Source organism: Streptomyces cathayae (genome assembly GCF_029760955.1).
Classification (GTDB): domain Bacteria; phylum Actinomycetota; class Actinomycetes; order Streptomycetales; family Streptomycetaceae; genus Streptomyces; species Streptomyces cathayae.
Genome location: NZ_CP121682.1, coordinates 2,781,585 through 2,805,880 on the forward strand (window position 1 = coordinate 2,781,585; position 24,296 = coordinate 2,805,880).

27 protein-coding genes and 1 pseudogene are annotated in these 24,296 nt (G+C 71.7%); 14 read left to right on the top strand and 14 right to left on the bottom strand.

Annotated elements, in window-relative coordinates; genetic code table 11:
• Positions 1–61 precede the first annotated feature (61 nt).
• Together PYS65_RS12455 and mshB are read right to left on the bottom strand one after the other, a co-directional pair.
• Positions 62–490 carry a DUF6113 family protein gene (locus PYS65_RS12455; protein ID WP_279334019.1) on the bottom strand — a complete coding sequence of 143 codons (429 nt, stop codon included), beginning with the start codon at positions 488–490 and terminating at the stop codon, positions 62–64.
• Positions 487–1,419: an N-acetyl-1-D-myo-inositol-2-amino-2-deoxy-alpha-D-glucopyranoside deacetylase gene (gene mshB / locus PYS65_RS12460; RefSeq protein ID WP_279334020.1), complete on the bottom strand. Its 933-nt coding sequence runs from the start codon at positions 1,417–1,419 to the stop codon at positions 487–489. Before mshB ends, PYS65_RS12455 begins: the two co-directional genes overlap by 4 nt.
• Positions 1,420–1,666: 247 nt before the next feature.
• Here mshB and PYS65_RS12465 point away from each other — a divergent pair, with 247 nt between their 5' ends.
• Positions 1,667–1,837 (top strand): hypothetical protein, encoded by a 171-nt coding sequence (locus tag PYS65_RS12465; protein ID WP_202276381.1) that lies wholly within the window; start codon positions 1,667–1,669, stop codon positions 1,835–1,837.
• Positions 1,838–1,916: 79 nt separating this feature from the next.
• Complete coding sequence (locus tag PYS65_RS12470; protein ID WP_279334021.1) at positions 1,917–3,107, top strand: SPFH domain-containing protein; 1,191 nt, start codon at positions 1,917–1,919, stop codon at positions 3,105–3,107.
• A 121-nt stretch (positions 3,108–3,228) separates the two neighbouring features.
• Here PYS65_RS12470 and PYS65_RS12475 read toward each other — a convergent pair whose 3' ends face one another.
• From PYS65_RS12475 to PYS65_RS12485, 3 genes are all read right to left on the bottom strand, one after another.
• Positions 3,229–3,747 (bottom strand): hypothetical protein, encoded by a 519-nt coding sequence (locus PYS65_RS12475; protein WP_279334022.1) that lies wholly within the window; start codon positions 3,745–3,747, stop codon positions 3,229–3,231.
• A gap of 87 nt (positions 3,748–3,834) precedes the next feature.
• A complete protein-coding gene (locus tag PYS65_RS12480) occupies positions 3,835–4,110 on the bottom strand; it encodes a hypothetical protein (protein WP_279334023.1) in 276 nt (91 codons plus the stop codon).
• Between the two features lie 287 nt (positions 4,111–4,397).
• Positions 4,398–4,724, bottom strand: coding sequence for an SCO4225 family membrane protein (locus PYS65_RS12485; protein WP_279334024.1), 327 nt, complete (start codon positions 4,722–4,724; stop codon positions 4,398–4,400).
• Between the two features lie 394 nt (positions 4,725–5,118).
• Here PYS65_RS12485 and PYS65_RS12490 point away from each other — a divergent pair, with 394 nt between their 5' ends.
• Complete coding sequence (locus tag PYS65_RS12490; protein WP_279334025.1) at positions 5,119–7,587, top strand: sensor histidine kinase; 2,469 nt, start codon at positions 5,119–5,121, stop codon at positions 7,585–7,587.
• The gene (locus tag PYS65_RS12495) at positions 7,584–8,264 is read left to right on the top strand and encodes a response regulator (RefSeq protein WP_279334026.1); all 681 of its coding nucleotides are present in this window, start codon (positions 7,584–7,586) and stop codon (positions 8,262–8,264) included. Before PYS65_RS12490 ends, PYS65_RS12495 begins: the two co-directional genes overlap by 4 nt.
• A gap of 171 nt (positions 8,265–8,435) precedes the next feature.
• On the opposite strand, the gene PYS65_RS12500 is transcribed toward PYS65_RS12495, so the two are convergent.
• From PYS65_RS12500 to PYS65_RS12510, 3 genes are all read right to left on the bottom strand, one after another.
• Entirely contained in the window at positions 8,436–8,711 is a 276-nt protein-coding gene (locus tag PYS65_RS12500; RefSeq protein ID WP_279334027.1) for a hypothetical protein, read from the bottom strand.
• 1 nt (position 8,712) lies between these two features.
• Positions 8,713–9,636, bottom strand: a complete 924-nt coding sequence (locus PYS65_RS12505) for a helix-turn-helix domain-containing protein (protein WP_279334028.1) — start codon at positions 9,634–9,636, stop codon at positions 8,713–8,715.
• Positions 9,637–9,854: 218 nt separating this feature from the next.
• Positions 9,855–10,322, bottom strand: coding sequence for an ATP-binding protein (locus tag PYS65_RS12510; protein WP_279334029.1), 468 nt, complete (start codon positions 10,320–10,322; stop codon positions 9,855–9,857).
• 156 nt (positions 10,323–10,478) lie between these two features.
• On the opposite strand from PYS65_RS12510, the gene PYS65_RS12515 reads away from it, so the two are divergent.
• The 7 genes and pseudogenes from PYS65_RS12515 (at position 10,479) to PYS65_RS12540 (ending at position 14,903) form a co-directional block, all read left to right on the top strand.
• Positions 10,479–11,363, top strand: coding sequence for a helix-turn-helix domain-containing protein (locus PYS65_RS12515; RefSeq protein ID WP_279337931.1), 885 nt, complete (start codon positions 10,479–10,481; stop codon positions 11,361–11,363).
• Complete coding sequence (locus PYS65_RS12520) at positions 11,360–11,569, top strand: DUF397 domain-containing protein (RefSeq protein WP_279334030.1); 210 nt, start codon at positions 11,360–11,362, stop codon at positions 11,567–11,569. Before PYS65_RS12515 ends, PYS65_RS12520 begins: the two co-directional genes overlap by 4 nt.
• Positions 11,570–11,912: 343 nt before the next feature.
• A pseudogene (locus PYS65_RS34935) lies at positions 11,913–12,050 on the top strand (type IV toxin-antitoxin system AbiEi family antitoxin domain-containing protein); the annotation flags it as partial.
• A 3-nt stretch (positions 12,051–12,053) separates the two neighbouring features.
• Positions 12,054–12,518: a type IV toxin-antitoxin system AbiEi family antitoxin domain-containing protein gene (locus tag PYS65_RS12525; RefSeq protein ID WP_279334031.1), complete on the top strand. Its 465-nt coding sequence runs from the start codon at positions 12,054–12,056 to the stop codon at positions 12,516–12,518.
• The gene (locus PYS65_RS12530) at positions 12,518–12,988 is read left to right on the top strand and encodes a nucleotidyl transferase AbiEii/AbiGii toxin family protein (RefSeq protein ID WP_279334032.1); all 471 of its coding nucleotides are present in this window, start codon (positions 12,518–12,520) and stop codon (positions 12,986–12,988) included. Before PYS65_RS12525 ends, PYS65_RS12530 begins: the two co-directional genes overlap by 1 nt.
• 163 nt (positions 12,989–13,151) lie before the next feature.
• Positions 13,152–13,538, top strand: a complete 387-nt coding sequence (locus PYS65_RS12535) for a hypothetical protein (RefSeq protein WP_279334033.1) — start codon at positions 13,152–13,154, stop codon at positions 13,536–13,538.
• A gap of 381 nt (positions 13,539–13,919) precedes the next feature.
• Positions 13,920–14,903: a DUF4872 domain-containing protein gene (locus PYS65_RS12540; RefSeq protein WP_279334034.1), complete on the top strand. Its 984-nt coding sequence runs from the start codon at positions 13,920–13,922 to the stop codon at positions 14,901–14,903.
• Here PYS65_RS12540 and PYS65_RS12545 read toward each other — a convergent pair.
• Entirely contained in the window at positions 14,900–15,730 is an 831-nt protein-coding gene (locus PYS65_RS12545; RefSeq protein ID WP_279334035.1) for a TetR/AcrR family transcriptional regulator, read from the bottom strand. The two genes, PYS65_RS12540 and PYS65_RS12545, sit on opposite strands and share 4 nt — an antisense overlap.
• Positions 15,731–15,883: 153 nt before the next feature.
• On the opposite strand from PYS65_RS12545, the gene PYS65_RS12550 reads away from it, so the two are divergent.
• Positions 15,884–16,930, top strand: coding sequence for a hypothetical protein (locus PYS65_RS12550; protein WP_279334036.1), 1,047 nt, complete (start codon positions 15,884–15,886; stop codon positions 16,928–16,930).
• Positions 16,931–17,006: 76 nt separating this feature from the next.
• Here the strand turns inward: PYS65_RS12550 and PYS65_RS12555 are convergent, their stop codons facing one another.
• Positions 17,007–17,468 carry a hypothetical protein gene (locus tag PYS65_RS12555; RefSeq protein WP_279334037.1) on the bottom strand — a complete coding sequence of 154 codons (462 nt, stop codon included), beginning with the start codon at positions 17,466–17,468 and terminating at the stop codon, positions 17,007–17,009.
• Between the two features lie 70 nt (positions 17,469–17,538).
• Entirely contained in the window at positions 17,539–17,733 is a 195-nt protein-coding gene (locus PYS65_RS12560) for a hypothetical protein (RefSeq protein WP_109376839.1), read from the bottom strand.
• A 177-nt stretch (positions 17,734–17,910) separates the two neighbouring features.
• Between PYS65_RS12560 and PYS65_RS12565 the strand changes: the two genes are divergently transcribed.
• Entirely contained in the window at positions 17,911–20,031 is a 2,121-nt protein-coding gene (locus PYS65_RS12565; RefSeq protein WP_279334038.1) for a S9 family peptidase, read from the top strand.
• Between the two features lie 33 nt (positions 20,032–20,064).
• Here the strand turns inward: PYS65_RS12565 and PYS65_RS12570 are convergent, their stop codons facing one another.
• On the bottom strand, positions 20,065–20,715 hold the full coding sequence (locus PYS65_RS12570) for a DUF6518 family protein (RefSeq protein ID WP_279334039.1): 651 nt from the start codon (positions 20,713–20,715) through the stop codon (positions 20,065–20,067).
• Positions 20,716–21,008: 293 nt separating this feature from the next.
• Here PYS65_RS12570 and PYS65_RS12575 point away from each other — a divergent pair, with 293 nt between their 5' ends.
• Positions 21,009–22,226: a hypothetical protein gene (locus tag PYS65_RS12575; protein WP_279334040.1), complete on the top strand. Its 1,218-nt coding sequence runs from the start codon at positions 21,009–21,011 to the stop codon at positions 22,224–22,226.
• A gap of 55 nt (positions 22,227–22,281) precedes the next feature.
• Here PYS65_RS12575 and PYS65_RS12580 read toward each other — a convergent pair whose 3' ends face one another.
• Both PYS65_RS12580 and PYS65_RS12585 read right to left on the bottom strand, forming a co-directional pair.
• Positions 22,282–23,325, bottom strand: a complete 1,044-nt coding sequence (locus PYS65_RS12580) for an ABC transporter ATP-binding protein (protein WP_279334041.1) — start codon at positions 23,323–23,325, stop codon at positions 22,282–22,284.
• A complete protein-coding gene (locus tag PYS65_RS12585) occupies positions 23,318–24,292 on the bottom strand; it encodes an ABC transporter ATP-binding protein (RefSeq protein ID WP_279334042.1) in 975 nt (324 codons plus the stop codon). Before PYS65_RS12585 ends, PYS65_RS12580 begins: the two co-directional genes overlap by 8 nt.
• Positions 24,293–24,296 lie beyond the last annotated feature (4 nt).

Genomic DNA, 24,296 nt, shown 5'->3' on the forward strand with positions numbered 1-24,296 from the left:
TCAGGACCGCCGGGGAAACCCGCACGGGACCCGCACGCGCGTACCCCGGCGAAGTGGTACGTCACTTCCCAAGTCGGACGGTACGGCCGTTCGGTTGCCGCACCGGCGCGAGGGTGGCACAGATCACAGCGACGACGATGCCGCCGAGCAGGAAGAGATAGGACCCGGCTCCCGCGGCGAACAGGAAGTCGCCCTCCGGGCGGTTGGCGGTGAGCAGGAGGACGACGAGCACCCAGCCACCGGCGGCCGACGCGGCCCCGGCCCGGCTGCGGAGGACGATGCCCGCCGCGAGGCAGAGCCCGGCCTCGCCCGCGAGGGCGAGCAGTAGCCCGCCCGGGAACCAGGCGGGCTGCACCAGCGTCCCCGCCACACCCACCACGGCACCGAGGGCGAACAGCCCCAGGCAGGCGGCGAGCCGCCCGGCGGAGGGCAGTCGCAGCGGCTGGGCCAGCACCGAGACGGGCCGGTCCTGGCCGCTCCGGTCGCTCACGACGCCTCCCCCGCCCCGACTCCGGTGTCCACTCCCGCGAACAGGTCGCTCTCCCTGCCGACGGAGCGTTCTCCACGCACCAACTCGTAGTACTCGGTGGTGAACAGCGGCTGTGCGAGTGCGTTGGAGAGCACGAAGTACGGCTCGGCCACCGTGATCTGGGTGGCGTGCGCCCGCATCGCGGCGGCCTTGGCGGCGGCGTACGCCGTGCCGTCGACCTCGGTGGTGACGTGCACCTCGGAGACGACTCCGGGCAGGTCACCGATGCTGCCCGCCTTGTCGAACGGCAGCCCGGAGAGTTCGTCCTCCAGACGCGCGAAGGCCGCCTCGGCGACGGGGCGGGGCATCCGGTTCCAGTACACCTTGGGAACGTCCCACCCGTCCGCCTCGTCCGCTCCGGCCCCCGCGGCCAGCTCGACGGCGCGCATGGCGACGCGGTGCGCCTGGATGTGGTCGGGGTGCCCGTAGCCGCCGCGCTCGTCGTACGTGACGAGGACCTGGGGCCGGACCTCGCGGATCACCTCGGCGAGCAGACCGGCGGCCTGGTCGACGTCGGCCTGCCAGAAGCAGCCGGGATCGTCGTTGTCGGGCAGGCCCATCATCCCGGAGTCGCTGTAGCGCCCGGCACCGCCGAGCAGCCGGAAGTCGTCGACCCCGAGCGCGCGCATCGCCTCGGCCAGCTCCCCCATCCGGTGCTGCCCGAGGGCGGCACCGCTCAGGTGGGCCAGCTCGGGCGGAATGACCTCGCCGCGCTCACCGAGCGTGCAGGTGACCAGTGTCACGTGCACCCCCTCGGCGGCGTACCGGGCCATGGTGGCGCCGTTGTTGATCGACTCGTCGTCCGGATGGGCGTGCACGAGCATCATCCGCCGAGCGGAGCGAGAGGGGGGTCCCCCCGGCCGGAGGCTGGGGGAGGGCAGTTCCGTCATGGGGCCAGCCTACGAGTCGCCCGGCGGCCCCGCGGGCACGGCGCCGTCCCGCCCCCTGCCGGGCGGGAGTACCGTGAAGGCATCGGGAGAGTCGTCGCCGCCGACTCGAGTGTCGCGGCCGCTCTCGATCGAGGACGGGGCCGGAGGTGATCGCCTGTGATCATGAGGCGTATGCCCGGCGAGAGGGCCCGTGCCCGGCGCTGACGAGTCCTCCCGGAGTCCGGTCGGAGCGATCGGAAGGATCACCGTGGGGATTCCTCCGGACGGACCGGGTGAGGTCCTGGTGGCCGTACGCGGGGGCTCGGAGACCTACGCGGCGTGGTCGCGCACCAACACCCCCCTCGCAAGGAACGCACGGGTCGTCGTCGTCGACTCCCTCTCGGCACGCTCGGTGATCGTCGAGCCGCTACCGTCCTGAATCGCCCTGAATCGCCCTGAACGGCCCTGCAAAGGCCTTGAAAACATGTTGCGTCCCGCTGCTCGACGGGAGTTCTCCCATGCTGTTCTGGCAGGTCCCCGCGCCCAATGAGGCCATGCTCATATCCGGTACGAAACGGCAGGCGCAGGGAACGCAGTTCCGTATCGTCACAGGTCACGGCAGTTTCGTACTGCCGGTGATGCAGAAGGCCCGCATGCTGTCCCTGGCACTGCGGGAAGCGGAGATCGCGGAGGACTGCGTCACCCAGCAGGGCATCCAGCTGCATGTGCGCGCGGTCTGCGTGTTCAAGGTCGGCGACGACGCGGTCTCGATCGCCAATGCGGCCCGCCGCTTCCTCTCCGAGCAGGAGCAGATGGAGGAGCTCGTCGGCCGGATCTTCGCCGGACACCTCCGGTCCATCGTCGGCGGACTGACCGTCGAACAGATCATCCGGGAACGTGACCGGGTCGCCCAGGAAGTGATGGCGGGCAGCCACAGCGAGATGGAGAAACTCGGCATCGTCGTCGACGCGCTCCAGATCCAGGAGATCGAGGACGCCACCGGCTACATCAACAACCTCGCCGCCCCGCACGCCGCCGCGGTCGCCAGCCAGGCGCGCATCGCCCAGGCCAAGGCCGACCAGGAGGCGACCGAACGCGAACAGCAGGCGGCCGCCCTCAAGGCGGAGTACGAGCGGGACACCGCGATCAAGCGGGCCGGGTTCCTCGCCGAGACCGAGCAGTCCAAGGCCCGAGCCGCCCAGGCCGGCCCGCTCGCCGAGGCCGCGGCGTCCCACGAGGTCATCGAGGAGCAGACCGCGCTCGCCAAGCGCCGGGCCGAACTGGCGGCCCAGCGCCTCGAAGGAGAGGTCAGGCGCCCGGCGGACGCCGAGGCGTACCGGCAGCGCACCCTGGCCGAAGCCGCCCGGGACAGGGCCAAGTTCGAGGCGGACGGCAACGCCTACACCGAGCGGACACTCGCCCAGGCCCAGGCCGACGCGAACACCGCCCGCGCCCGCTCGCTGCGCGACGGCAACCAGGAACTGATCGCCGCCAACCGTGTGGTGGAGAACCTGCCGGCCCTCGCCGACGCGGCCGCCCGCGGCATGGCGGGCGCCCACCTCACCGTCCTCAACGGCACCGAGGGCGTCAGTCAGATGGCCGCGGGCCTGGTGAGCCAGGGCCTGGCCATTCTCGACACCCTCCAGAACACGAAGGACCCCACCGTCAACGGAAAGAGCAACCTGCGGATCCCCGGCCCGACCGCGTAGCGCCGGTCCTGCGGCCGGACCCGTCCACGGCCCGCGGCGGCCGGAAGGCTTCACTCACGCACGACGCGGCCGTCACCCTCGCATCACTCCTGAGGCGGGCGTGACGCTGCGGCGGCGACTTCTAGCAGCCCGCTTCGACGCCGCTGTTCACGAACGAGTGGACATTGATCGAGTAGCCGGCCCCGGTGGTGAGGTCGGGACGGCTTCCGTGGCCGTCCTCCTCGAGGCCCTCGGCGGTGAGGAAGGAGATGTGCAGGGACATTTCCTCTTTGACGAAGCACAGGTCGTCGGGCACGGCTTCGGGGTCCGGTTTCCAACCGTCCCGTGCCACTGCCGTCCGGTAGTGTGCGGCCACTTCGCCCTGCGTTCCGGGGAAGGCGTAGGTCCGGTCGGCGTACACCGCGACATCGCCGCTGTCCGCCCAGCAGCCGGCGTCGACCTTCTCGAAGCCCCGGGCGACGGTGGCCTCGGCGGGCCGGGAGTCGAGGATGTCGAGCGTGGCCATCTCCTTCACCCGGCCGTCGGTCCCCCCGCAGTCCCTGGCGAGTTCCTGCAGCATGCAGCCGGTGAGCGTTCCGGCCGCGAACACGGTCGACAGGAGCAGGGATATCGGGCGGACGGTACCTGTCCGTAAGGACACAGCGGGCTCCAGGAGGATGGCCGGGGCGGAAGTGACCCGCCGGGCGAGGTGGCTGTCCGTGCCACTCCGGAGCGGCACGGCCCAGTTCTACCAGGAACCGTCCTCCTCCTCCGCAGGCATCCCCACGTTCTTCACGGCACCGCAAGCCGGGCCAAGCCCCTTTCCCGAGGGCGGGGCCGAGTGCCCGGCCGCCCGTTCCAGCAGTGCCCGCGCCGGGTCCGCGGAGCGGAGGGCGGCCCTCTTGCCGATGACGTCTGCCTCGGTGATCTCGGATGTGCCCGGGACGGTGCCGGTGTCGTCCGTCGACCGAACGGCATCCCGCACGGCCCGGTGGAGGCGGGAGGCGCCCTGACGCACGCTCATGCCGGCCCGGCCTCCCTGCGTTCGGTTCCGGCAGTCGCGGCAACGGTCGGGGGCCCGGGAGGGGGGGTTGCTGTCCCGCCGGGTGGTGCAGGAGTCTTTGCGGTGCCGATGCTGCGGGGCCGGAGACGGATGTTCCGTGGAAAAGCGTGAGCACTCGGCGTCCAGGTGTCAGGCAAGCGCTCACATGAGCGACATCAGGACAGCGGCGGCCGAAGCGCTCACGCTTCGGGACGGTGTGTCAGGCCCGGGCGCGGGCACCTGCCCCGCCATCGCGCCCGGGAGCGGCATCAGGACTCCGGGTCCGGGCGCCCCCGGCGCAGGACGCTGGTGCACCAACTGATGATCGCGGCGTTGACCGCGGCCCCGATGACGAGCGAGGCGAAGAACATCGAGCCGTGTTCCGGCAGGACGAGGACGACGAGGCTGCCGGGGGCCGTGACGAGGAGCGGGAAGACGAGCGCCATCGCCTCGCCGGAGTCGTCGGTCACGCTCGCCACCACCGCCCACACGAGCACGGCCGCGCAGAGCCCGAGGTAGGCGAGCGCGACGAGACCGACGCGGTCGCGCAGCCGGCGCGGGAGGGACGGGCGGGAGTCCCCGTCGGTACCGGTCACGGGCACGCTCCCGGAGTGGGTCGAGCGGTCAGAGACGGGTGCCGGGCGGGTTCGGGCGGGCGGGGCGGAAATGATGCGCTTGGACATGGGAAATCCCCCTGGAATCGCGTGTGGTGGAGCATCGGACGCGCCCGCTCACCCAGGTACGACGTGTACGACGGGCAAGGACCGCTGAACGCGGCGAAGGCGCTGGTGGGGCGTGTTCGGGGAGGCGGTGGTCGGCCGCCTTCTCGATGTGATCGAGCCTAGGCCCGGGCACCCGGCGCGGTCGTCGCCCTGCGGGATGACCGGCGGATGGAACCGCGGGCAGAGCCTCTGCAACCCGGGTAAGAGACGGGAATCCGCCTTCAGCGGGAGCCGGGCCCCGCGTCCGCGGTCATAGCCTTGTCCAGCCATGAACCGAACCGACGACCGGTTTCTCCCGGTCCTGCTGCTCTGTGCCCAGGCCCTGGTGTGGCCGGGGGCACCGTTGGTGCGCGGGGCGGCCCCGTCCCCGGGCGCCCTCCTGGTGGCGGTGCTCGTCGCCGTGCCGGTGACGGCCGCGCTCGTCCTGCGCCGCAACCGTCCGGTGGTCGCCCTCCTCGTGGTCGTCGCCGCCTGCGCGCTGGGCGCCGGCCCGCTGCCCGCCGGGGCGACGGCGGTGCTCGGCACGGCCGGGGTGGGGCTGGCCCTGTTCACGGTGGCGGCCCGGCGGGACGCCTTCACCGCGGTGCTGTGCGTCCTGACGCTCACCGTCTGGCAGCCGCTGTACAACGTCAGCCTGCACGGGATCAGCAGCCGCGAGAGCCTCCACCTCGCCCTGACGGCGCTGCTGTACGCCGCCGCGTGCGGCGCCGGTGTCCGCGTACGACGGACCCGCCGTGCGCGCCGCGCCGCCGAGCGGTTGCGGCAGCGTACGGAGGCCGAGCGCCACCGCCTGCCGGCGGTCGAGCGGCGGCGCATGGAACGGGAGCTGCACGACGTCAGCGCCCACCATCTGACCGCCGTGGTCGTCACGGCGGGAGCTGCGCTCGGGCTGCGCGACCGCCGCCCCGAACTCGTGCGGGAGGCACTGGACTTCGCCGTCGGCACCGGTCACGAGGTGACCCGCGCGCTCCGTGCCGTACGGGCCCCGGCGCCCTCCCGCGAGGACGTTCCCTCACCGGAGGAGCGGCTGCAGGATCTGGTCGCGGGCTTCCGGCGCCTGGACCAGCGGATCGACTGTGAGATCGACCCGCTGCCGGACGGCACCGTCGCGGACGCGGCGTACGGCATCGTGCGCGAGGCGCTGACCAACGTGGCGCGGCACGCTCCCGGCGCGCGGACGACGGTGCGCGTCCGGTACGGCGACACCGGCACCGACGTCACGGTCACCAGCTCGGCAGCGCCGGCCGGTGCGGCGGCGCACGGCGCGGGACTCGGCGGCGGACGCGGCCAGGACTTCTTGCGCTCGCGGGCCCGTGAGGCGGGCGGCACCCTCGTCACCGGCCCCACGGCGGAGGGCGGTTGGGAGGTGCGCGCGGCTCTGCCGGGCCGGACCGGAGCCCCGGTGGAACGTTCCGTCCCGCGCGGTTACCGCCTGGCGCAGCTGACGGCCGCGTTCGGCCTGGTCGTCCAGCCGACGCTGCCGATGCTGGTGCTCCACCGGGAGGAGGCGCTGCAGCCCGGTGCGACGGTGCCCGCGGGCGTGTTCTTCGGGCTGCTCGCCGTGGCCCAGGCGGTCGCCCTGCTGTGGCTGCGCAGGTCGCCCCGCGCGGCCCGGGGTGCCCTGCTCGCCCTGGTCCCGCTCTGGCCGGCGGCGATGTCCGCGGGCCACTACACCGGCCCGGTGCTGCTGCCTCTCGCGCTGAGCCTGCCGGCCACCTGCGCGGTGCTCGTGGCGGACGCCGCCCGGAGGGCCGCCGCCCCGTCCCGTGCCGGAGCCCGCCCCCCGCACCCGGACGCGCGGGTCGTCGAGCGGCTGCGCGACCGGTTCGCCGAGATCCGCCCCCCGCACGCGCGGGCAGCGGACCCCGCCGGTCCGTCCGCCGTGGGCACCGGCACCCGCTCGCGCCTGACTCCGCCCGCCACCCGGCCGGTGAGGCGCCCGGTTCTCCCGGTCGCCGCCGTGGCCGTGCACGCGGGGGCCGCCACGGCGGCGGTCCTGGACCGGGGCACCGCACTCCCCGTCGTGGCGGTCGTCGCCGGGACGACGGCCGCGACGGCTCTGGTGGCCGGTGCGAGCCGCTGGGCCGGGACCCGGCGCGGCCGGCGCGAGCGGGCCGCCCGGGGCGCCCATCAGGACCGGCTCGTCACGTGGACCGAGGAGGCCGTCCGGGACGCGTGGGCCGAGCGTCGCAGGATCGCCGCCGGACTGGAGACCACCGTCCTCTCCTGCACCGCCGACATGGTCGCGGAGGCGGAGGCGGGCCGCCTCGACGCGACCGCCGACCGTGCCCGCGAGGCCCTGGCCGCGATGCGCGCCCTGCTCGACGCGGTCCGCGACGAGCAGGCGGAGCCCGCCCTGCGGCCCCAGCCCACCCTGCAGGCGCTCGACCTGCTCGCCCACCAGTGCCGGGCCACCGGCCGGGACGTGGAGATACGGCTGACCGACCGCGTACCGGCACGTCTTCCCACCGCCGTCGACCTGGCCGCCTACCACGCCGCCGAGACGGTTCTGGCCGTCGGCGGGGACGAACCCGCCGTTGTCGAACTGGACGCGGAAGCCGATACGTTGACGCTCACCGCCACCGGAGTGCCCGACACCGCGGACACGGCCGCCGACGAGCGGCTGGCCACTCGGGTGACCGCACTCGGCGGCACGCTGACCACCGGCCCCCGGGGCACCGTACGGATCCGGCTGCCCCTTGCGGGCGCGCCGGGCATCGAGGAGGGACAACGATGAGCCTCGACGTGCTGGTCGTCGACGACCAGGGCATCGTGCGGGCGGGATTCGCCGCCGTGATCGACGCCGAGGAGGACATGACGGTCGTCGGTGAGGCCGCCGACGGCGCCGCCGCGGTACGGCTCGCCCGGGAACTGTCGCCCGACGTGGTCGTCATGGACGTCCGCATGCCCGAACTGGACGGCATCGCCGCCACCCGCATCATCACCGGCCGCGAGGACGCGCCCAAGGTCCTGGTCCTGACCACCTTCGACCTCGACGTCTACGTCTTCGACGCGCTGCGCGCCGGCGCGTCGGGCTTCCTCCTCAAGGACGTCCACCCCGCCGAACTGCTCCGGGGAATCCGGGTGGTGGCGGCAGGGGAGAGCGTCCTCGCGCCGTCCGCGACCCGCCGCCTCATCGGCCACTACGCGTCCGGACGGGGCCCCGCGGTCCCGGCAGGCAGCTCCCCCGGGCTGGACAGCCTGACCGGCAGCCAGCGCACCGTCCTCACCCTGGTCGCCTCCGGCCTCACCAACGGGGAGATCGCCGAGCAGCTCGGCATCACCGTCGGCACCGTGAAGTCCCACGTCAACGCGCTGCTGCGGAAGCTCGGCCTGCGGGACCGCGTCCAGGCGACGATCCTCGCCTACGATCTCGGCCTCGCCCGCCCGAACCCGCCCGGCACCCGTCCCTGACCACTCGCCCCACTCCGGGAGGGCGCCCGTGACCGGTACCGACGGGGACTCCCGCCCGCCCCTCCCACGCCGGCTGCGCGACCGCGTCGGCCTCGTCGCGCCCGCCTACGCGGAGGGGATCCGCCGGGCAAGGTGGCTGTCCGTGCCACTCCGGAGCGGCACGGCCCAGTTCTACCAGGAACCGTCATTTTCCTCCGCAGGCATCCCCACGTTCTTCACGGCACCGCAAGCCGGGCCGAGTCCCTTTCCCGAGGGTGGTGCCGAGTGCCCGGCCGCCCGTTCCAGCAGTGCCCGCGCCGGGTCCGCGTAGCGGAGGGCGGCCCTCTCGTCGATGATGCCTGTCTTGGTGCTCGCGCATGTGCCCGGGACGGTGCCGGTGTCGTCCATCGACCGAACCGCATCCCGCACGGCCCGGTGGAGGCGGGAGACGCCCTGACGCACGCTCATGTCAACCGACCTCCCTGCATTCGGTTCGGCAGTCGCGACAGCGGTCGGGGCCCGGTACCGGGGCGCGGAAGCCGCGGTCGCAGCCGTCGCAGTTGCGCATCTCGTACCGGCCGGGTGAGGGCTCGGCCGGTGCACGGAAGGGCGGCGGGGGCGGCAGCTGGGCGGTGAGGCGGTGGGCCAGGAGGGCGGCGGGGCGGCGTACGCCCTCGGGCGGCAGGTCGGCGGTCAGGGCGTGGCGTACGGCGGCGGGGGTGACGTCCCGCTCCAGCCAGGCGGCGACGCCGGGCGCCAGGTGGGCCGTGTCGCAGGCGGAGAGGAACAGCCGGGGATCGTGGCGGTGGAGGCCGGCGAGGAGGTCGGTGGCGGCCTGGAGGAGCGTGGGGGCGGGGTACCCGGGGCCGGGTACGGCAGGGAGCTGCTTGCGGGGAGCTCGTTCCTCACGCGCCGCGCGCGGCGACTCCCGTTCCTCGCACGCTTCCTGCCGCTCCTGCTGTTGCGGTTCCGCCGCCGGACAGGTGGGTGTCCCGGCGTGGTGGCGGGCCGCCTCCGGCTGGTTGCAGGAGGTCGTGCGGGTGACGATCCGGCCGGAGGAGGTGCGTACGCGCTCGCGGCGCAGGTAGCCGTGGGCCTCCAGCTCGCGCAGGGCGGCGGCGATACGGGTGGCCCCCTCGGGGAACCGGGCGGAGAGGGTCTTGATGTCCGCCGGGGCGCCCTTCGGCAGCGACTGGAGGTGCGTACCGAGCCCGATGGCGAGCAGCGAGAGCTTCTGGTGCTGGGCGAGGTGGTTGCCGATGACCGTGAAGCGGGTGGTGTGGCGGGAGTTGTCGTGCTGGAGCCCACCGGTGCGGTGGCCCCGGTTCGGGCGCTGGTTGCCCGCGATACGGGCCTGGGCGCGCGGGTGCGCGCTAGGGTTCTGGGTACCCATCGGGAAGTCCTGTCTTCCTCGGTGGTCAGGCCCTCGCACTGGGATTGCAGTCCCGGCGGGGGCCGTCGCATGTCTGCTGTTGTCCTGCGCTGAGCGTCGGTCCTCGACGGCCCGAAAATCCAGCCGAACCGGAGATGTTCACCCGCCCGAGTGAGTGCACGCCACGGGCGGGAGGGGTGGGGCTTGGTGGGGTTCTTTCCCCCTCGTTCTTTGTCTTTTCAGCCGTCGACGCCGCCGGAACCCGCGATGTCGCGTTCCGGTGGCGTCAGGCTCAGTTCGGCCCATACGGTTTTCCGCGGGAACCGCCCCTCGACCACTCCCCAGCGGTCGGCGAGCGCCTCGACGAGCAGCAGCCCACGCCCCGACTCGGCCCCGTCATCGGGCGCTTGGAGTGCGGGCAGCCGCTCGCCGCGCGTGTCTGTGACCTCGATGCGGAGCGTGCCTCCGACCACGTAGAGCGTCAGGCGGAAACTGCGCCCGGGAAGCCGGCCATGAGTGGCCGCGTTGGCCGCCAGCTCCGCCACGACATGGCTCGCCGCCTCCTGCGGAAGCCCCCAGTCCCGGAGCGCGTCCGCCGCGAGCAGACGGGCGAGGCGGGCACCGCGCGGGGTGGACGACAGCAGCACGGTGAAGTCGCGGATTCCGCTGTCGGGTTGGGATCTGGTCTCGGCAATTTCCTGATTCACGTCACTCAGCGTGGCCGACCGGACATACCGTGATGAGTAATCACGGCGCTGCGTAGGGTGACCGTCCACGGCTTGCCCGGCCTTGTCCGAACTGTCGACGCGGCCCCTCACCCGCACGTCGTGACGATACTGCGCGGCACAACGGAGGAGCGCGACATGTCGGTGAACGGCGAGGCGGTGCGGGTCACGACCGAGGCGGACCAGACGGATGAACCGGGATGGGAGGTCGACCCGGACGACGACTGGGCACTCGCGGTAGTGGCCACCGTGGGACGGCAGTTGAGGCTCCGCCGGGAGGCGGCGGGCATGAGGGTCGGCGACTTCGCGGTGGCGGTCGGTTACGGCGACGACCTCGTGTACAAGATCGAGAGCGGCAAGCGCATCCCCCGGCCCGAGTTCTTGGACACGGCGGACGAGCTGTTCAATGCCGGTGGCCTCATCTCGGCGATGAAGGAGGACGTGAAGAAGGTCCGGTACCCGAAGAAGGTGCGGGACTTGGCGCAGATGGAAGGGCGGGCGGTTGAGCTCCAGCTGTATGACCCCGTGAACATCCACGGCCTCTTGCAGACGCCGGATTACACGCAAGCTCTGTTCCGGATGCGGCGACCTCGATACTCCGAGGAGGAAGTCGAACGAGGTGTAGCTGCTCGCATGGCCCGTAAATCTGTCTTCGAGCGCGACTCGGCACCCGAACTCAGCTTTATCCAGGACGAGTGGACGCTCAGGAGGCGGCTCGGGGGGACAATGGTGGTACGCCAGCAGCTCGAACACCTGCTTGAGCTGGGGAAGTTGCCGAACGTCGAGATCCAGGTGATGCCGGTGGACCGCGAGGAGCACGCCGGTGTGGACGGGGCGATCGAAGTGCTGAAGTTCGAGGATGGAACGGCGGTGGGCCGCTCACCGGGCGTTGCCCACGGCCGAGCGGTTTCCGACCCGAGGCAACTCCGTATCCTTGAACTCCGTTATGGCATCATCCGGGCGCAGGCTCTCACACCACGCGAGTCGGCCGTGTTCATCGACCAACTGCTGGGGGAGACATGATCCGCAACACCTCGTCCAGGGACGCTAGCGACCTGACGTGGTTCAAGAGCAGCTACAGCAGCGGGGCGGAGACGGACTCCTGCGTCGAGATCGCCACCCAGCCCGGCACCATCCACGTCCGTGACTCCAAGGACGTGGACGGCGGCCGGCTGGCCTTCGCCCCCTCCGCGTGGGCCGACTTCGTCCCGTACGCGGTAAGGGGCTGACCCAGCGACCCGCTGCTCGACCTCCAGTACGCCCACTTCGCCGCCCAGGAAACGGGCGATGGCGGTGAACTCGTCGAGGGCGGACTGGAGGTCGCAGACGATCACCTCGGGCGGGGCCCTTCATTCACGTGATGTCGAAGTTGACCTTGTCGCGAGCGGTCAGATCCTCGTAGCCGAACGGATTGCATGCCTGCACCCAGTGGGCCCGCGTCCACTCCGGAACCCACCCGGACAAACGGTGGTGAACCGTTGCTGGACGCTTGTTCACCGCGCCCCACAGCCAGGACGCATCAAATCGACCCCCTCGCATCGATACAGGGGTGCCATTCGATACATGACCGCTATGGAAAACCCCTGCTTGGAGCGGCGGCTGGCAAGCCGCTCTCCCACGTTCACTACGGCACAGGCACGCCAGGCACTGTTCTCTCCCCGCGACCTGGCGTCCTTGGTCGCTGAGGGGGAGATAGACGAACTGTCCCGTGGTATGTACCGACAGGCCGACGCACCCGAGACCGCACACACGGACCTGCTGGCCGTGTGCACTCGGGCACCCCGTGCCGTCGTGTGCGGTGAGTCCGCTCTGGCCCTGCACGAGCTGATCGACGACATCCCCACGGCGGTACACATCGCCGTGCCACGCGGTTCACGCCGCCCCACGATTTCCTATCCGCCGACCGTAGTGGCGCAGTACGCCGCCAAGACCTTCGGTCTCGGCGTCGAACGGTTCGAAGCAGCCCCCGGAGAGACCATCCCCCTTTACAGCGCTGCCCGCAGCACGGTCGACGCCATGCGCCACCGCAACCGCATCGACGAGACCCTCGCCCTGTCCGCACTCGGCCGCTACCTGCGCCGCAACGGACGCGGCGGGGTCAGCGAACTCCAGCACATCGCCCACGAACTGGGCGCTCTCTCCGTCATCCGCCCCGCAGTAGAGGCGGTGCTCGCCTGATGGCCAACCCGACACGCGACACCACTGCCGGGCGCGTCTACAACGACCTGCGCAACCTGGCCCGCCGCAACAACCGGTCCACGGACGAGGTAATGGTCGAGTACGTCCTCGAACGGTTCCTCTACCGACTGGGGACATCACCCCTCGGCCGGGAGCACTTCGTCCTCAAAGGCGCCCTGCTGCTCGCCCAGTTCGGCGCCCGTCGGACGACCCGCGACATCGACATCCTCGGCCGCGCGTTCCCCGCCGAAGAGACCGAGATCATCCGCAGGATCGCCGCCACCACCGACCTCGCCGAGCGCCGCCAGACCTCCTACACCGCATGGCGCCGCCGACAAGGTCCCGCCACGATCGGCTACCCCGAACGCTTCACTGACGTCGTCCGGCAGGTCACCGCCTTCGCAGACCCGCTCCTCAACGGCGATTCCGCCACCCGCACATGGGATGCAGCGAACCTCGCATGGTCGTGAACCAGCCCGTCCAATGATCAGCCGTGCGGACTGGAGGTCGCGGACGATGTGTTCTCGACGCGCCTAGTACTCCAGCAGGATTTCGCTGTCTGACCTGCGAGGTTCACCGGGCGGCTGGAATACTGGTATGCCTTTCCATCTTCTTCCCCCGAGGGAGGCTCTGATGACAGACACCGACGAGTGGTCCTTCACCGTGGACGAGGACGGCATGGTCTTCGCCGTCGCACCCTCCGGTGTGCCGGAGAACGTGCGGCTCGCCGTCGAGACCTTGCTGGTTCCCTTCAGCGACTCGGCCGTCGCCGTGGAGGGCTATCTGCGCGAGTGGCGGCGGATGGCGGAGGAGTTCGGCGACGACTACGCCCTGTCGACCACGAGTGCGCAGGTCAGCCGCGTGGGGCCGGATGAGATCGAACTTGGGGACATGTACGGGCAGTTCGAGGACTGTCGGATGAGTGCCCATGAGTTCGAGAGGATGCTCGGACAGCTGATCGGCTTCCTGAAGTCGCTCCACCGCGAGGGCGAATCGCACAGATTGATCACGACCCGATAAGCCCCCTAGCAGGGCCGCCGGCATTGCGGCTGACCGCCCATCCAGGGGGAGATCATCTACCGAGACCGGGGGGTCGCCTGTCACCTGGACTGGTCGGTGCCCCGCCGGGTGGTGTGGGGGATCCCCACGGCCCCGACGCTGCGAGGCCGGAGAGGGTGCCCTATGGAAAAGCGTGAGCACTCGGCCGCCAAGTGCCACTTAAGCGCTCAAACGAGCGGCATCAGGACAGTAACGGCCAAAGTGTTCACGGTTCTGAGACAGTGTGTCCTCCCCCGGGCATGGACGCGTGTCCCGGCGCCCACGTCGAGCCCGCCGGACAGGCTGATGCCGAGGCCGTCCGGCTACGGCGTCGCCGTCAAGTGGGGGAGGAGAATGAGCGGCATGGTCATGGTGAAAGGCATCGATGCCCGCGGCATGCAGCACTGCGAGACGACGGCGCTGGGGGTGCTGCTGCGGCACGAGGGGATCGACCTGTCCGAGCCCATGCTGTTCGGGCTCGGCTCCGGGCTGTCCTTCGTCTACTGGGACAGCAAGGCCATGGGGTTTCCCTTCCTGGGAGGCCGGGTCAAGCCGTTCGAGCTCACCAGGAACCTGGCCGCCGCCCTCGGGCTCGAGCTGCTGGTCGAGGAGACCACCTCCCCGCGCAAGGCATGGCGGAACGTGGCGGGACCCCTCGACGCCGGTCGGCCGGTCGGCCTTCAACTCGACAGCTACCACCTGGACTACTTCAGCACCGAGGTGCACTTCGGCGGGCACATCGTGGCCATGTACGGCTACGACGAGCAGGACGCCTACCTGGTGGACACCGACCAGCAGGGCGGAGCCGTCTCCACCGGCCTCGCCGGCCTGGCCAGAGCCAGGGCCGCGCGCGGCCCCATGACCGCCAGGCACCGCTCCTTCACCCTCACAGTGCCCGGCGGCCCGGCGTCACCGCGGGACAGGGTCATCCCCGCGATCAGGACCTGCGCCGACGCCTTCCTGAACCCGCCCATCGCGAACCTGGGCCACCGGGGCATCGAGAAGACCGCCGGGCAGGTGCCGAAGTGGCTGCAGCGCAGCGACGATCCGCGGGAGGACCTGTCACGGACCGCCGTCCTCATGGAGAGGGCCGGTACCGGCGGCGCCCTGTTCCGCACTCTCTACCGGGACTTCCTCGCCGAGTGCGCCCAGCTGATCGACAGCGGCCACCTGCGCACCGGCCACGCCCTGTACGCCGAGGCCGCCACCCTCTGGACGCAGGTGGCCGCACTCGTCGCGGCAGCGGGCGAATCCGGTGACGCGAGGAACCTCGTACAGGCCGGCTCCGTCCTCCACGACCTCTCACGCATCGAACGCGAGGCGATGCAGGCACTCAGCCTGCTCTAGGTCCGGTCAGGGGGCGGGGGCAGGGCGACGGCCCGGAGGAAGTTCTGCGCGAAGACCTCGATGGCCTCTTCCGTGGAAGGCAGCTCCGCGCCGGGCAGGTGCGCGGCGGCGGGGCGCAGCAGGAAGTGGGAGAGGACGGGGCCCGTCATCTGCTGGATCAGCAGCAGCAGGGGGAGGTCCCGGATCCGTCCCGCGGCGATCTCTTCGGTCAGCCACTGCCCGACGCCGTCGAGTACCCGCGGGAAGAATCGCCGGTACACGGACTGGACCAGCGGGTCCTCGGGGCGTGAGAGGGCGTCGGCGAGCATGGCGGGCAGGACCCGCGGCTCACGACCGAGGGCATCGGCCAGCAGACGGTAGACCCTGCGGACCGTCTCCGGCAGGTCCTCGTGCGGGCCGGCGAGGACGGCTTCGACGTCCAGGATCGGGCCGTAGCGCTCGTAGACCGCCTGCAGCAGTTCGTCCCGTCCGCCGAACGCCGCGTACAGGCTGTGCACGGAGCACCGGGCGTCGGCGGCCACGCGTTCCAGGGTGGCCGCGGTCAGGCCGTGCTCGCTGATGAGCCCGGCCGCGGCCTCCACGGCGCGCAGCCGGACCGGCTTCTGGCCTCCGGGATCCACTCCGGCCGCCCGTACCGCCTCGTCCAGCGCACGACGGGTGCCACCGAGCCGTCGCATCAAGGTGCTGCGGGAGATGCCCGCTTCCTCGGCGACGGCCAGCAGCGGGACGTCGGCCACCGGCACGCCCCGGGTGCGGGAGACGCGCAGTGCCGCCCTTACCACTTCTTCCGGCACCGCTCCTGCAGAGAACTCGCTGATACTTGACACATGGATAAGGTTACCCTGTAATCGAGTTTCATTCCAGGGTGGTGCCGCCCGTGCGGGGCGGCGCGAGACCACCGATTCCCGTCACCGCCCTGCCCGGCGCCGGTGCCTGTGCCCGGCGACGCGTCCGCAGGCCGGAAGGAGACCGCGACCGCCATGTCCGATCACCCCACCCCTCCCCCCGCGCCCCCGACGGGGACCGAGGCCCCGCAGCCCGGCGCCGCACGGAAACTGGTCGCCGCCCTGCTCGGTCTGACGGCCGTGGTCACCCTGATGCTCTGCGCGTTCGCCCTGCCCAGCGTCAACGGCGGCCCTCACAAGGCCCCGATAGGCGTCTCGGGGCCGCAGGCCGCCGCCCGGTCACTGGAGAAGACGCTCGACGGGGACGAGTGGGACGTCACCGTCTACGACAGCGCCGAGGCCCTCACCTCCGCCGTCAAGGACCGTGAGATCATCGGCGGCCTCGTCCTGGCCCCCGAGGGGATCGACGTCTACACGGCCACCGCGGGCGCCCCCCTGGCCGGCGGCGCGCTGACCGCCATGGCCCACTCCGTCGCCGCCGAGCAGCAGACGAAGCCCACCGTCCACGAACTCGCGCCCTTCCCCGAGGACGACCCCCGCGGGGCCGGGTTCTCCGCCGCCGCACTGCCGCTGGTCTTCGGCGGGATGATCCCCGCCGTCCTCCTCGCCCGGCTCTTCCCCGGCCGCACCGGCCTGCGCACACGGCTGGCCGGTGCCGTGCTCTTCTCCCTGTTCGCCGGAACCGCGGTCACCGCGTTCCTCCAGTGGGGGACCGGCTCGCTGGCGGGCGACTACTGGATCACCGCCCTCGGGCTGAGCCTGGGCCTGGCCGCCCTCTCCATGACCTTCGTCGGTCTGGAGGCCCTGACCGGCATGGCCGGCTTCGGGGTCGGCGCGGCCGTGATGATGCTCCTGGGCAACCCCCTGTCCGGTCTGGGCACCGGCCCGTACTGGCTGCCCGGTGGCTGGGCAGCCCTCGGGCAGCTCCTGCCGCCGGGTGCGTCCGGCAGCCTGCTGCGCGCCAACGCCTTCTTCGACGGCACCGGAGCGGGGGCCCCTGCCCTGGTCCTCACCGCCTGGGTCGTGCTCGGTCTGGTCCTGATCCTCATCGCCGACCGCCGCGGCGCCAGGACCGTCCGCACCGGTGCGGCATCCGCGGAACCGGCGCCCGCTGCGGCCTGAACAGCCCGAGGGCACCGATCAGGCGGACCACAGGCGCGTCCACCTCAGCGGACGCCAAAAAGCCGGCGCCCCGCGGTCAGGTCCGTGACCGCGGGCGCTCCCCGGTCAAGCGGGCGAGCCGGGCGGTGCCGAACCACAGCAGTACGGCGGTGGCGAGCAGCACGAAGGCGGCGCAGTTCGCGATGGTCGGGTTCACCCAGGCCGGGACCAGGTCGTAGTGCGCGTTGCACTTGTTGCTCAGCGGGAACAGCTCGCTGAACGCCTCGGGGTGGGCCTCCAGGTAGGCGCTGTCGTACGTCTGATGGTGGGCGTGCGCGCATGTCTCGCCGACGTCGAGTCCGCCGCTGAGCAACCCCCGGAGCCAGGCCGCGAAGCCGACGAACAGCGCCAGGGACCACAGGCGCGCCCACCACAGCGGACGCCGCCACGATCCGTCCCGCAGGCCCGTGGGGATGCGGTAGAGGTTCACCAGGCTCCACAGCAGCCAGAGGACCAGCAGCCCCATGACGGCGAGCAGCCCGGCTTCCTTCACCTGCACCTGTCGGTCCCAGCGTGTCGCGTCGGTGCCCCCGCGGGGCGTGGAGTCGGGCCGGACGGGGCCGGCCGGTTCAGAAGCTGATGCTGCCGATCATCCCCGCGATGTTGGTCGTCAACTCACTGATCGTGGGCGCGATCGTCGACGACGCCATGTAGAAGCCGAGGAGCATGCAGACGACCGCATGCCCGGTCTTGAGGCCCGACTTCTTGATCAGCAGGAAGACGATGATCGCCAGCAGCACCACCGCCGAAATCGAGAGTGCCACGGCGGTTCACCTCCAAGGACCCCAGGACTCGGGGGGGTAGGGATATGGGGGCAGATACATCCACACAGCAGCCAGCAGGTTCATACCCACTATGCGCTAACGATCATAACTATCCGTACGTGCGCATCGGTCGGCGCACGGCCGCACAAGGGGGCGCATGGCCAATATGGTCATGGCATGACGACCGATGCTGACTCCTTCCCCCGACGGCACGCCCGCACCCAACGCTTCACGCTCGGCGCGCCGCGTGCGTTCACCGTGGCACCCGACGGCTCCCGGGTGGTGTTCCTGCTCTCGGGTTCCGGTACGGACCGGGCGAATTCGCTGTGGGTCCTCGACCCGGAGGGCGGCGGGGAGCGCGTGGCGGCCGACCCGCGGGCCCTCCTGGGCGGCGCCTCGGAGCACCTGTCGGCCGAGGAGCGGGCCCGGCGCGAGCGCAGCCGCGAGGGGGGCGCCGGCATCGTCGGCTACGCCACCGACGCGGCCGTGGAGTTGGCCTCTTTCGCCTTGTCAGGGCGGCTTTTCACGGCCGAGCTGCAGGCCGGGACGGCACGTGAACTGCCCACGCCGGGACCGGTGATCGACCCCCGTCCGTCGCCCGACGGGCGGCACGTCGCCTATGTCGCGCAGGGTGCGCTGCGGGTCGTCGGGGCGGAGGGGCAGGACGACCGGGCGCTGGCGACGCCCGAGGCGGACCATGTCACCTACGGTCTGGCGGAGTTCATCGCGGCCGAGGAGATGCACCGGCTGCGGGGCTTCTGGTGGGCGCCGGAGTCGGACCGGCTGCTGGTGGCGCACGTGGACGACACGCCGGTACAGCGGTGGTGGATCTCCGACCCCGCCCATCCGGGACGTGAGCCGCACCCCGTCCGCTACCCGGCGGCGGGCACCCCGAACGCGGACGTACGGCTGTTCGTGATCGGGCTGGACGGGACGCGCACGGAGGTCTCCTGGGACCGTGCACGGTATCCCTATCTGGCGCATGTGCACTGGTCAGCGGCGGGTGCGCCGCTGCTGCTCGTACAGGCGCGCGACCAGCGCGGGCAGTTGGTCCTGGCGGTGGACCCGGACTCCGGGGCGACCCGGATGGTGCACGCCGACGAAGATCCGGATTGGCTTGAACTTTTCCCCGGGGTGCCCTGCTGGAGCCCCTCCGGGCAGCTGGTCCGGATCGCGGACGAGGGGGGCGCACGACGACTCGCCGTGGGTGAACGACCGCTCACCGGAGGGCAGTTGCACATCCGGGCCGTGTTGGACGTCTCCGACGACGAGGTGCTGGTCTCGGCGTCGGCGGGCGAGGAGGCGGCCGAGCCGGAGATCGGCGAGGTGCACGTCTACCGGGTGAACGAGCTCGGCGTGGAGCGCGTCTCGCAGGAGCCCGGCGTGCACTCCGCGGTACGCGCCGGGGGCGTCACCGTGCTCGTCTCCGCGACACCGGATCGGCCAGGTTCCCGGGCGGTGGTGCTGCGTGACGGGAAACCGACGGCGACTGTCCCCTCGCACGCCGAAGATCCCGGTATGTCCCCACGGGTGACCCTCACGCAGGGGGGCGCACGCAAAATCCCGTGCGCCGTGCTTATGCCCCGGGACTACTCCGGTGACGCTCCGCTCCCCGTCCTCATGGACCCCTACGGCGGTCCGCACGGCCAGCGGGTGCTGGCCGCCCACAACCCCCATCTGACCTCGCAGTGGTTCGCCGACCAGGGCTTCGCAGTGGTCGTCGCCGACGGCCGCGGCACCCCCGGCCGCTCCCCGGCCTGGGAGAAGGCGGTCCACCACGACTTCACGCTCACCCTGGACGACCAGATCGAGGCGCTCCAGGACCTCGCCGCCTCCCACCCCCTCGACCTCTCCCGGGTGGCGATCCGCGGCTGGTCCTACGGCGGTTACCTCGCGGCGCTGGCCGTGCTCCGCCGCCCCGACGTCTTCCACGCCGGCATCGCGGGCGCCCCGGTGACGGACTGGACGCTGTACGACACCCACTACACGGAGCGGTACCTGGGCGACCCGGCCGCGCACCCGGAGACGTACACGAAGAGCTCGCTGGTCACCGCCGAGGGCCTCTCCTCCCCCGCCGACCGGCACCGCCCGCTGATGATCGTGCACGGTCTGGCCGACGACAACGTGGTCGCCGCCCACTCCCTGCGCCTGTCCTCCGCCCTCCTCGCCACCGGCCGCCCCCACGAGGTCCTCCCCCTCTCGGGCGTCACCCACATCACCCCCCAGGAACAGGTCGCGGAGAACCTGCTTCTGCTCCAGGTGGACTTCCTCAAACGCTCACTGGGCCTCACGGGCTGATCCCCGAAGGGGCCTGCGCCGGGCGGGCGCACCTCACTTGTCCGCCTGCCCGGCGACGGGCCGAAGCCGCCACGTCATCACCGCGCGCCCCGCCAGGGCCACCAGGGCGGTGATCGCTGCCAGCCGTACGACGGTCCATGTCGCACCGACCACGGGGTCCTGCAGCGGCGCTTCGACGCCGAGTCGCTCCGACATCTCGACGACGGCCAGCAGGGGAACCAGCATCCGGAAGGGCAGGCCGCGCGGTCCGGGATTCCGTGCCAGGTTCCCGGCCAGCCCCAGAACGGGCCCCGTGACACAGGCGACCCCGCACCAGAGCAGCGTCTTCGAGGCGAACGCGCTCCAGAGGACGTAGGGCGCCGCCCCGGTGGGGTCGTCCAAGTCCACTGTCAGGTACGTTCCTTGGCCCAGCTTCGTCAGGTAGTACGCGATCACCGCGGTGACCAGGGACGCGGTGGCCAGGAGGACCGCCTCACCCCTGGACTTCCGGGCGAGGCCGACGCAGAACGCCAGCGCGGCCCAGGACCATCCGGCGGACAGGACCAGATGGACGGCGTGGCCGACCGGATGGGTGACGTCGATCAGAAGGGGCCCGAGCACCCCGACCACCACACCGACGGTCAACGCGACCGAGAAGACCAGGGTGCGGGAACGGAGGCGGGAGCCTGTGAGTAAAGCCGACACGGTGTCCGGAGGGTCCTTTCACTGACCGGGGCAGGCGTGTGGAGCCCCTGCCCGCCCGGAGCCTACGGACGGCCGCCGCCGGAAGACACCGGCAGCACGGTTTCAGGACTCCGAGGAACATCTGGTGGCCGCAGCACCACGGGGGCGGCCGGTGCGTCACCCCCTCCCTCCCGGCGCTCGCCCCGGTGGCAGACTTTCGATCTGCCGCACTGGCGCGAGGGGCGTCAGGGGGCGAGGGGGTGTGGCTTGTGCACGGGCGGGTGCATGACCTGGTGTGGGGGACGGTTCGAGTCGTGGTGGCCGTCGTGCTGCTCGGTTCGGCCTGGCAGATGGCACGGATCTCGGAGCGCGCAGGCGCAGCCGACCTCGCCTTCCGACACCTGGAGATACACGATGCCGAAGGGGGGGACACGGGCGGTCTGAAGGTGTGCGGGGACCGGTACCAGGAGCCCTTCTGCCTGCGGGCGGAGCACGTCACCGTGGACGACGTGCTGCTGAAGCTGAACAAGAAGACCGGGGCGGCCCGCTACCGGTTCGAGTTCGGCCGGTCCGACGGGCGCACGCTGGATCTGTCGCTGGACGTCGACAGCGAGGACCGGGACGTCGTCGAGGCCGCCGGTGGGCGTGGGAAGGCGACCCTGTACTGGTGGCGTGACTCGTTGCGGCTGCTGAAGGTGTCGGCCGACGGTCACGAGCGGACGATCCGCGCAGCGCACTACCCGGGTCGGGAGTTCGCGCCGCCCGCCGCGTTCGGCTCGGTCCTCGTCGGGCTGGGCGTGGCGGCCCTGTGGGCGGGGCTGTGGCGGATCGTGCGCGGGGGCGCGTCCCGGCTGAGCTGGCCGTGGCAGACGACGGCACCGGGGGTGACCTTCGTCCTGGCAGGGCTGGGCGGGGCCCTGGGCGCGCTGTTCGCGACGCACTCGCACTCGGTCCGCACGATGGTGTGGACCGCGGGTGCCGTGGGTGCGGTGAGCGCGGTGGGCATGGCCTGCTGGGCCTACCGGTGGACGCGGCGCAGCTTGCCGGAGGTGGACCGGATGGAGCCGGTTGTGCCGGTGGACGAGCACCGCTTCCCGGGTGTCGTGTGGGGACCGGGTCCGTGGAAGGCGCTGTCGATCGGGTGGCTCCGGGCGGGCCCGCGGGGACTCGCCGCTGTGCCCCCCGGACCGGCCATCGGTACCGGCACCTTCGGAGTCCAGCCGTTCCCCGGGCCGTTGCGGCTGGTCCGGGTGCGGACACCGCACAGGGACGACCCGCTGCGCATGCGGTTCAACAACTCCTGGCGTCAGTCGGACGGGGCGGCTCAGGGGTCGTTCGTGGTCGTCGCCGAGTGCGAGGCCCTGGGCGGGCCGGTGCCCGGGGCGCGCGTGCTGATCGGCGCGGGCAGGGACGACATGCCCTACGTGCTCGGTGCGCTGTCTGCGGCCACGTCGTTCCGCCCCGACCGGGACGACCAGGACAGCCCCGGCGTCCAGGGCTCGTCGCGCGACGGCAGTACGGCGAGCCCGTAGGGCATGGCGGTCCCTGCCGGTCCCGGGATCGACCCGGTCCGGGCATCCTGCCGCTTCACGGGCCCGGAGCGGTCTCCGGTGGCACCACCTGTTTCTCCTCGGCGAAGTGGCAGGCCGAGGGGTGGGCCGCCGGGCCGCCGGCGGTGCGGAAGGCCTCGGGGACCGCGAGCAGGGGGACCTCCGTCGCGCAACGTTCCCGGGCCTTCCAGCAGCGGGTGCGGAAGCGGCAGCCGGAGGGGATGTTCGTGGGGGACGGGACGTCTCCGGTGAGGATGATCCGTTCGCGGTGTGCGCGGGCCTCCGGGTCGGGGACGGGGACGGCGGAGAGCAGGGCCTGGGTGTAGGGGTGGGTGGGATGGTCGTAGATCTGGGTGTCGGTGCCGGTCTCGACGATCCGGCCGAGGTACATCACGCCGACCCGGTCGGAGATGTGCCGGACGATCGACAGGTCGTGCGCGATGAAGACGAACGCCAGGTCGAACTCGCTTTGGAGCCGGTCCATCAGGTTGACGACCTGGGCCTGGACCGAGACGTCCAGTGCGGAGACCGGTTCGTCGGCGACGATCACCTCGGGGCGCAGCGCCAACCCGCGGGCGATGCCGATGCGCTGGCGCTGGCCGCCGGAGAACTGGTGCGGATAGCGGTTGATGTACTCCGGGTTGAGGCCGACCACGTCGAGGAGGTCCTGGACGCGTCGGCGCCGCTCGCCCTTGGGGGCGATCTCGGGGTGGATCTCGTACGGCTCCCCGATGATGTCGCCCACCGTCATCCGGGGGTTGAGGGAGGTGTAGGGGTCCTGGAACACCATCTGGATGTTGCGGCGGACGGCCTTGAGGGCCTTCCCGGACAGCCGGGTGACGTCCTCGCCCTTGTAGCGGATCGCGCCGGCCGTCGGGCGCTCCAGGTGGACCAGCATCTTCGCGACGGTGGACTTGCCGCAGCCGGACTCGCCGACGATGCCCAGGGTCTCGCCCCGGCCGAGGGCGAAGTCGACGCCGTCGACGGCCTTCACGGCGCCGACCTGCTTGCGGAACACGATGCCCCGGGTCAGCGGGTAGTGCTTGACCAGGCCGGACACCTCCAGGAGCGGCTCAGTCATCCAGGCACTCCCGCCAGAAGTGGCAGGCGCTCCCCCGTGCCTGCGAGACCTCGTACAGCGGGGGCTCGTCGGTCCGGCAGACGTCGCGGGCCATCGGGCAGCGGGGGTGGAAGGCGCAACCCGGCGGGATGTTCATGAGGTTGGGCGGCAGGCCCTTGATGGCGTAGAGCTGCCGGCCCTTCTGGTCGAGGCGGGGGATGGAGTCCAGCAGGCCCCGGGTGTACGGGTGGGCGGGGGACTTGTAGATGTCGTGCACGGGGGCCGACTCGACGATCCGGCCCGCGTACATGACGACGATCCGGTCGGCGACGTCGGCGACCACACCGAGGTCGTGGGTGATGAGGACGAGCCCCATGCGGTACTCGCGCTGCAGCTCCGCGAGGAGTTCCATGACCTGGGCCTGGACGGTGACGTCGAGGGCGGTGGTCGGTTCGTCGGCGATGATCAGGGCCGGTTCCAGGGCCAGCGCCATGGCGATCATGATGCGCTGGCGCATGCCTCCGGAGAACTGGTGCGGGTACTGCCCGACCCGCTCCCGGGCGGCCGGGATGCGCACCCGGTCCATCAGCTCGACGGCCCGGGCCCGCGCCGCCTTCTTCGACATCCCCCGGTGCACGACGAACATCTCGCCGAGCTGGTCGCCGACGGAGAGCACGGGGTTGAGGGAGGACAGCGCGTCCTGGAAGATCATCGCCATCTCGGCGCCCCGGACCCTGCGGCGCTCGTTCTCCTTCAGCTCCAGCAGGTCGCGGCCCCGGAAGACGACCTCGCCGCCGGTGATCCTGCCGGGCGGCGTGTCGAGGATGCCCATGACGGCCTGCGCGGTCACCGACTTGCCGGAGCCGGACTCGCCGAGCACGGCGAGCGTCTCGCCCGCGTCGACGCCGTAGCCGACGCCGTTGACGGCCCTGGCGACCCCGTCCCTGGTGTGGAACTCCACGTGCAGGTCGCGCACTTCGAGCAGCATGACG

Excerpts from the sequence above, each read along its gene's own strand:
- mshB (WP_279334020.1), bottom strand. The coding sequence starts at position 1,419 with ATGACGGAACTGCCCTCCCCCAGCCTCCGGCCGGGGGGACCCCCCTCT.
- PYS65_RS12470 (WP_279334021.1), top strand. The coding sequence starts at position 1,917 with ATGCTGTTCTGGCAGGTCCCCGCGCCCAATGAGGCCATGCTCATATCC.
- PYS65_RS12480 (WP_279334023.1), bottom strand. The coding sequence starts at position 4,110 with ATGAGCGTGCGTCAGGGCGCCTCCCGCCTCCACCGGGCCGTGCGGGAT.
- PYS65_RS12490 (WP_279334025.1), top strand. The coding sequence starts at position 5,119 with ATGAACCGAACCGACGACCGGTTTCTCCCGGTCCTGCTGCTCTGTGCC.
- PYS65_RS12495 (WP_279334026.1), top strand. The coding sequence starts at position 7,584 with ATGAGCCTCGACGTGCTGGTCGTCGACGACCAGGGCATCGTGCGGGCG.
- PYS65_RS12500 (WP_279334027.1), bottom strand. The coding sequence starts at position 8,711 with ATGAGCGTGCGTCAGGGCGTCTCCCGCCTCCACCGGGCCGTGCGGGAT.
- PYS65_RS12505 (WP_279334028.1), bottom strand. The coding sequence starts at position 9,636 with ATGGGTACCCAGAACCCTAGCGCGCACCCGCGCGCCCAGGCCCGTATC.
- PYS65_RS12515 (WP_279337931.1), top strand. The coding sequence starts at position 10,479 with ATGTCGGTGAACGGCGAGGCGGTGCGGGTCACGACCGAGGCGGACCAG.
- PYS65_RS12520 (WP_279334030.1), top strand. The coding sequence starts at position 11,360 with ATGATCCGCAACACCTCGTCCAGGGACGCTAGCGACCTGACGTGGTTC.
- PYS65_RS12525 (WP_279334031.1), top strand. The coding sequence starts at position 12,054 with ATGTACCGACAGGCCGACGCACCCGAGACCGCACACACGGACCTGCTG.
- PYS65_RS12530 (WP_279334032.1), top strand. The coding sequence starts at position 12,518 with ATGGCCAACCCGACACGCGACACCACTGCCGGGCGCGTCTACAACGAC.
- PYS65_RS12535 (WP_279334033.1), top strand. The coding sequence starts at position 13,152 with ATGACAGACACCGACGAGTGGTCCTTCACCGTGGACGAGGACGGCATG.
- PYS65_RS12540 (WP_279334034.1), top strand. The coding sequence starts at position 13,920 with ATGGTCATGGTGAAAGGCATCGATGCCCGCGGCATGCAGCACTGCGAG.
- PYS65_RS12550 (WP_279334036.1), top strand. The coding sequence starts at position 15,884 with ATGTCCGATCACCCCACCCCTCCCCCCGCGCCCCCGACGGGGACCGAG.
- PYS65_RS12565 (WP_279334038.1), top strand. The coding sequence starts at position 17,911 with ATGACGACCGATGCTGACTCCTTCCCCCGACGGCACGCCCGCACCCAA.
- PYS65_RS12580 (WP_279334041.1), bottom strand. The coding sequence starts at position 23,325 with ATGACTGAGCCGCTCCTGGAGGTGTCCGGCCTGGTCAAGCACTACCCG.
- PYS65_RS12585 (WP_279334042.1), bottom strand. The coding sequence starts at position 24,292 with ATGCTGCTCGAAGTGCGCGACCTGCACGTGGAGTTCCACACCAGGGAC.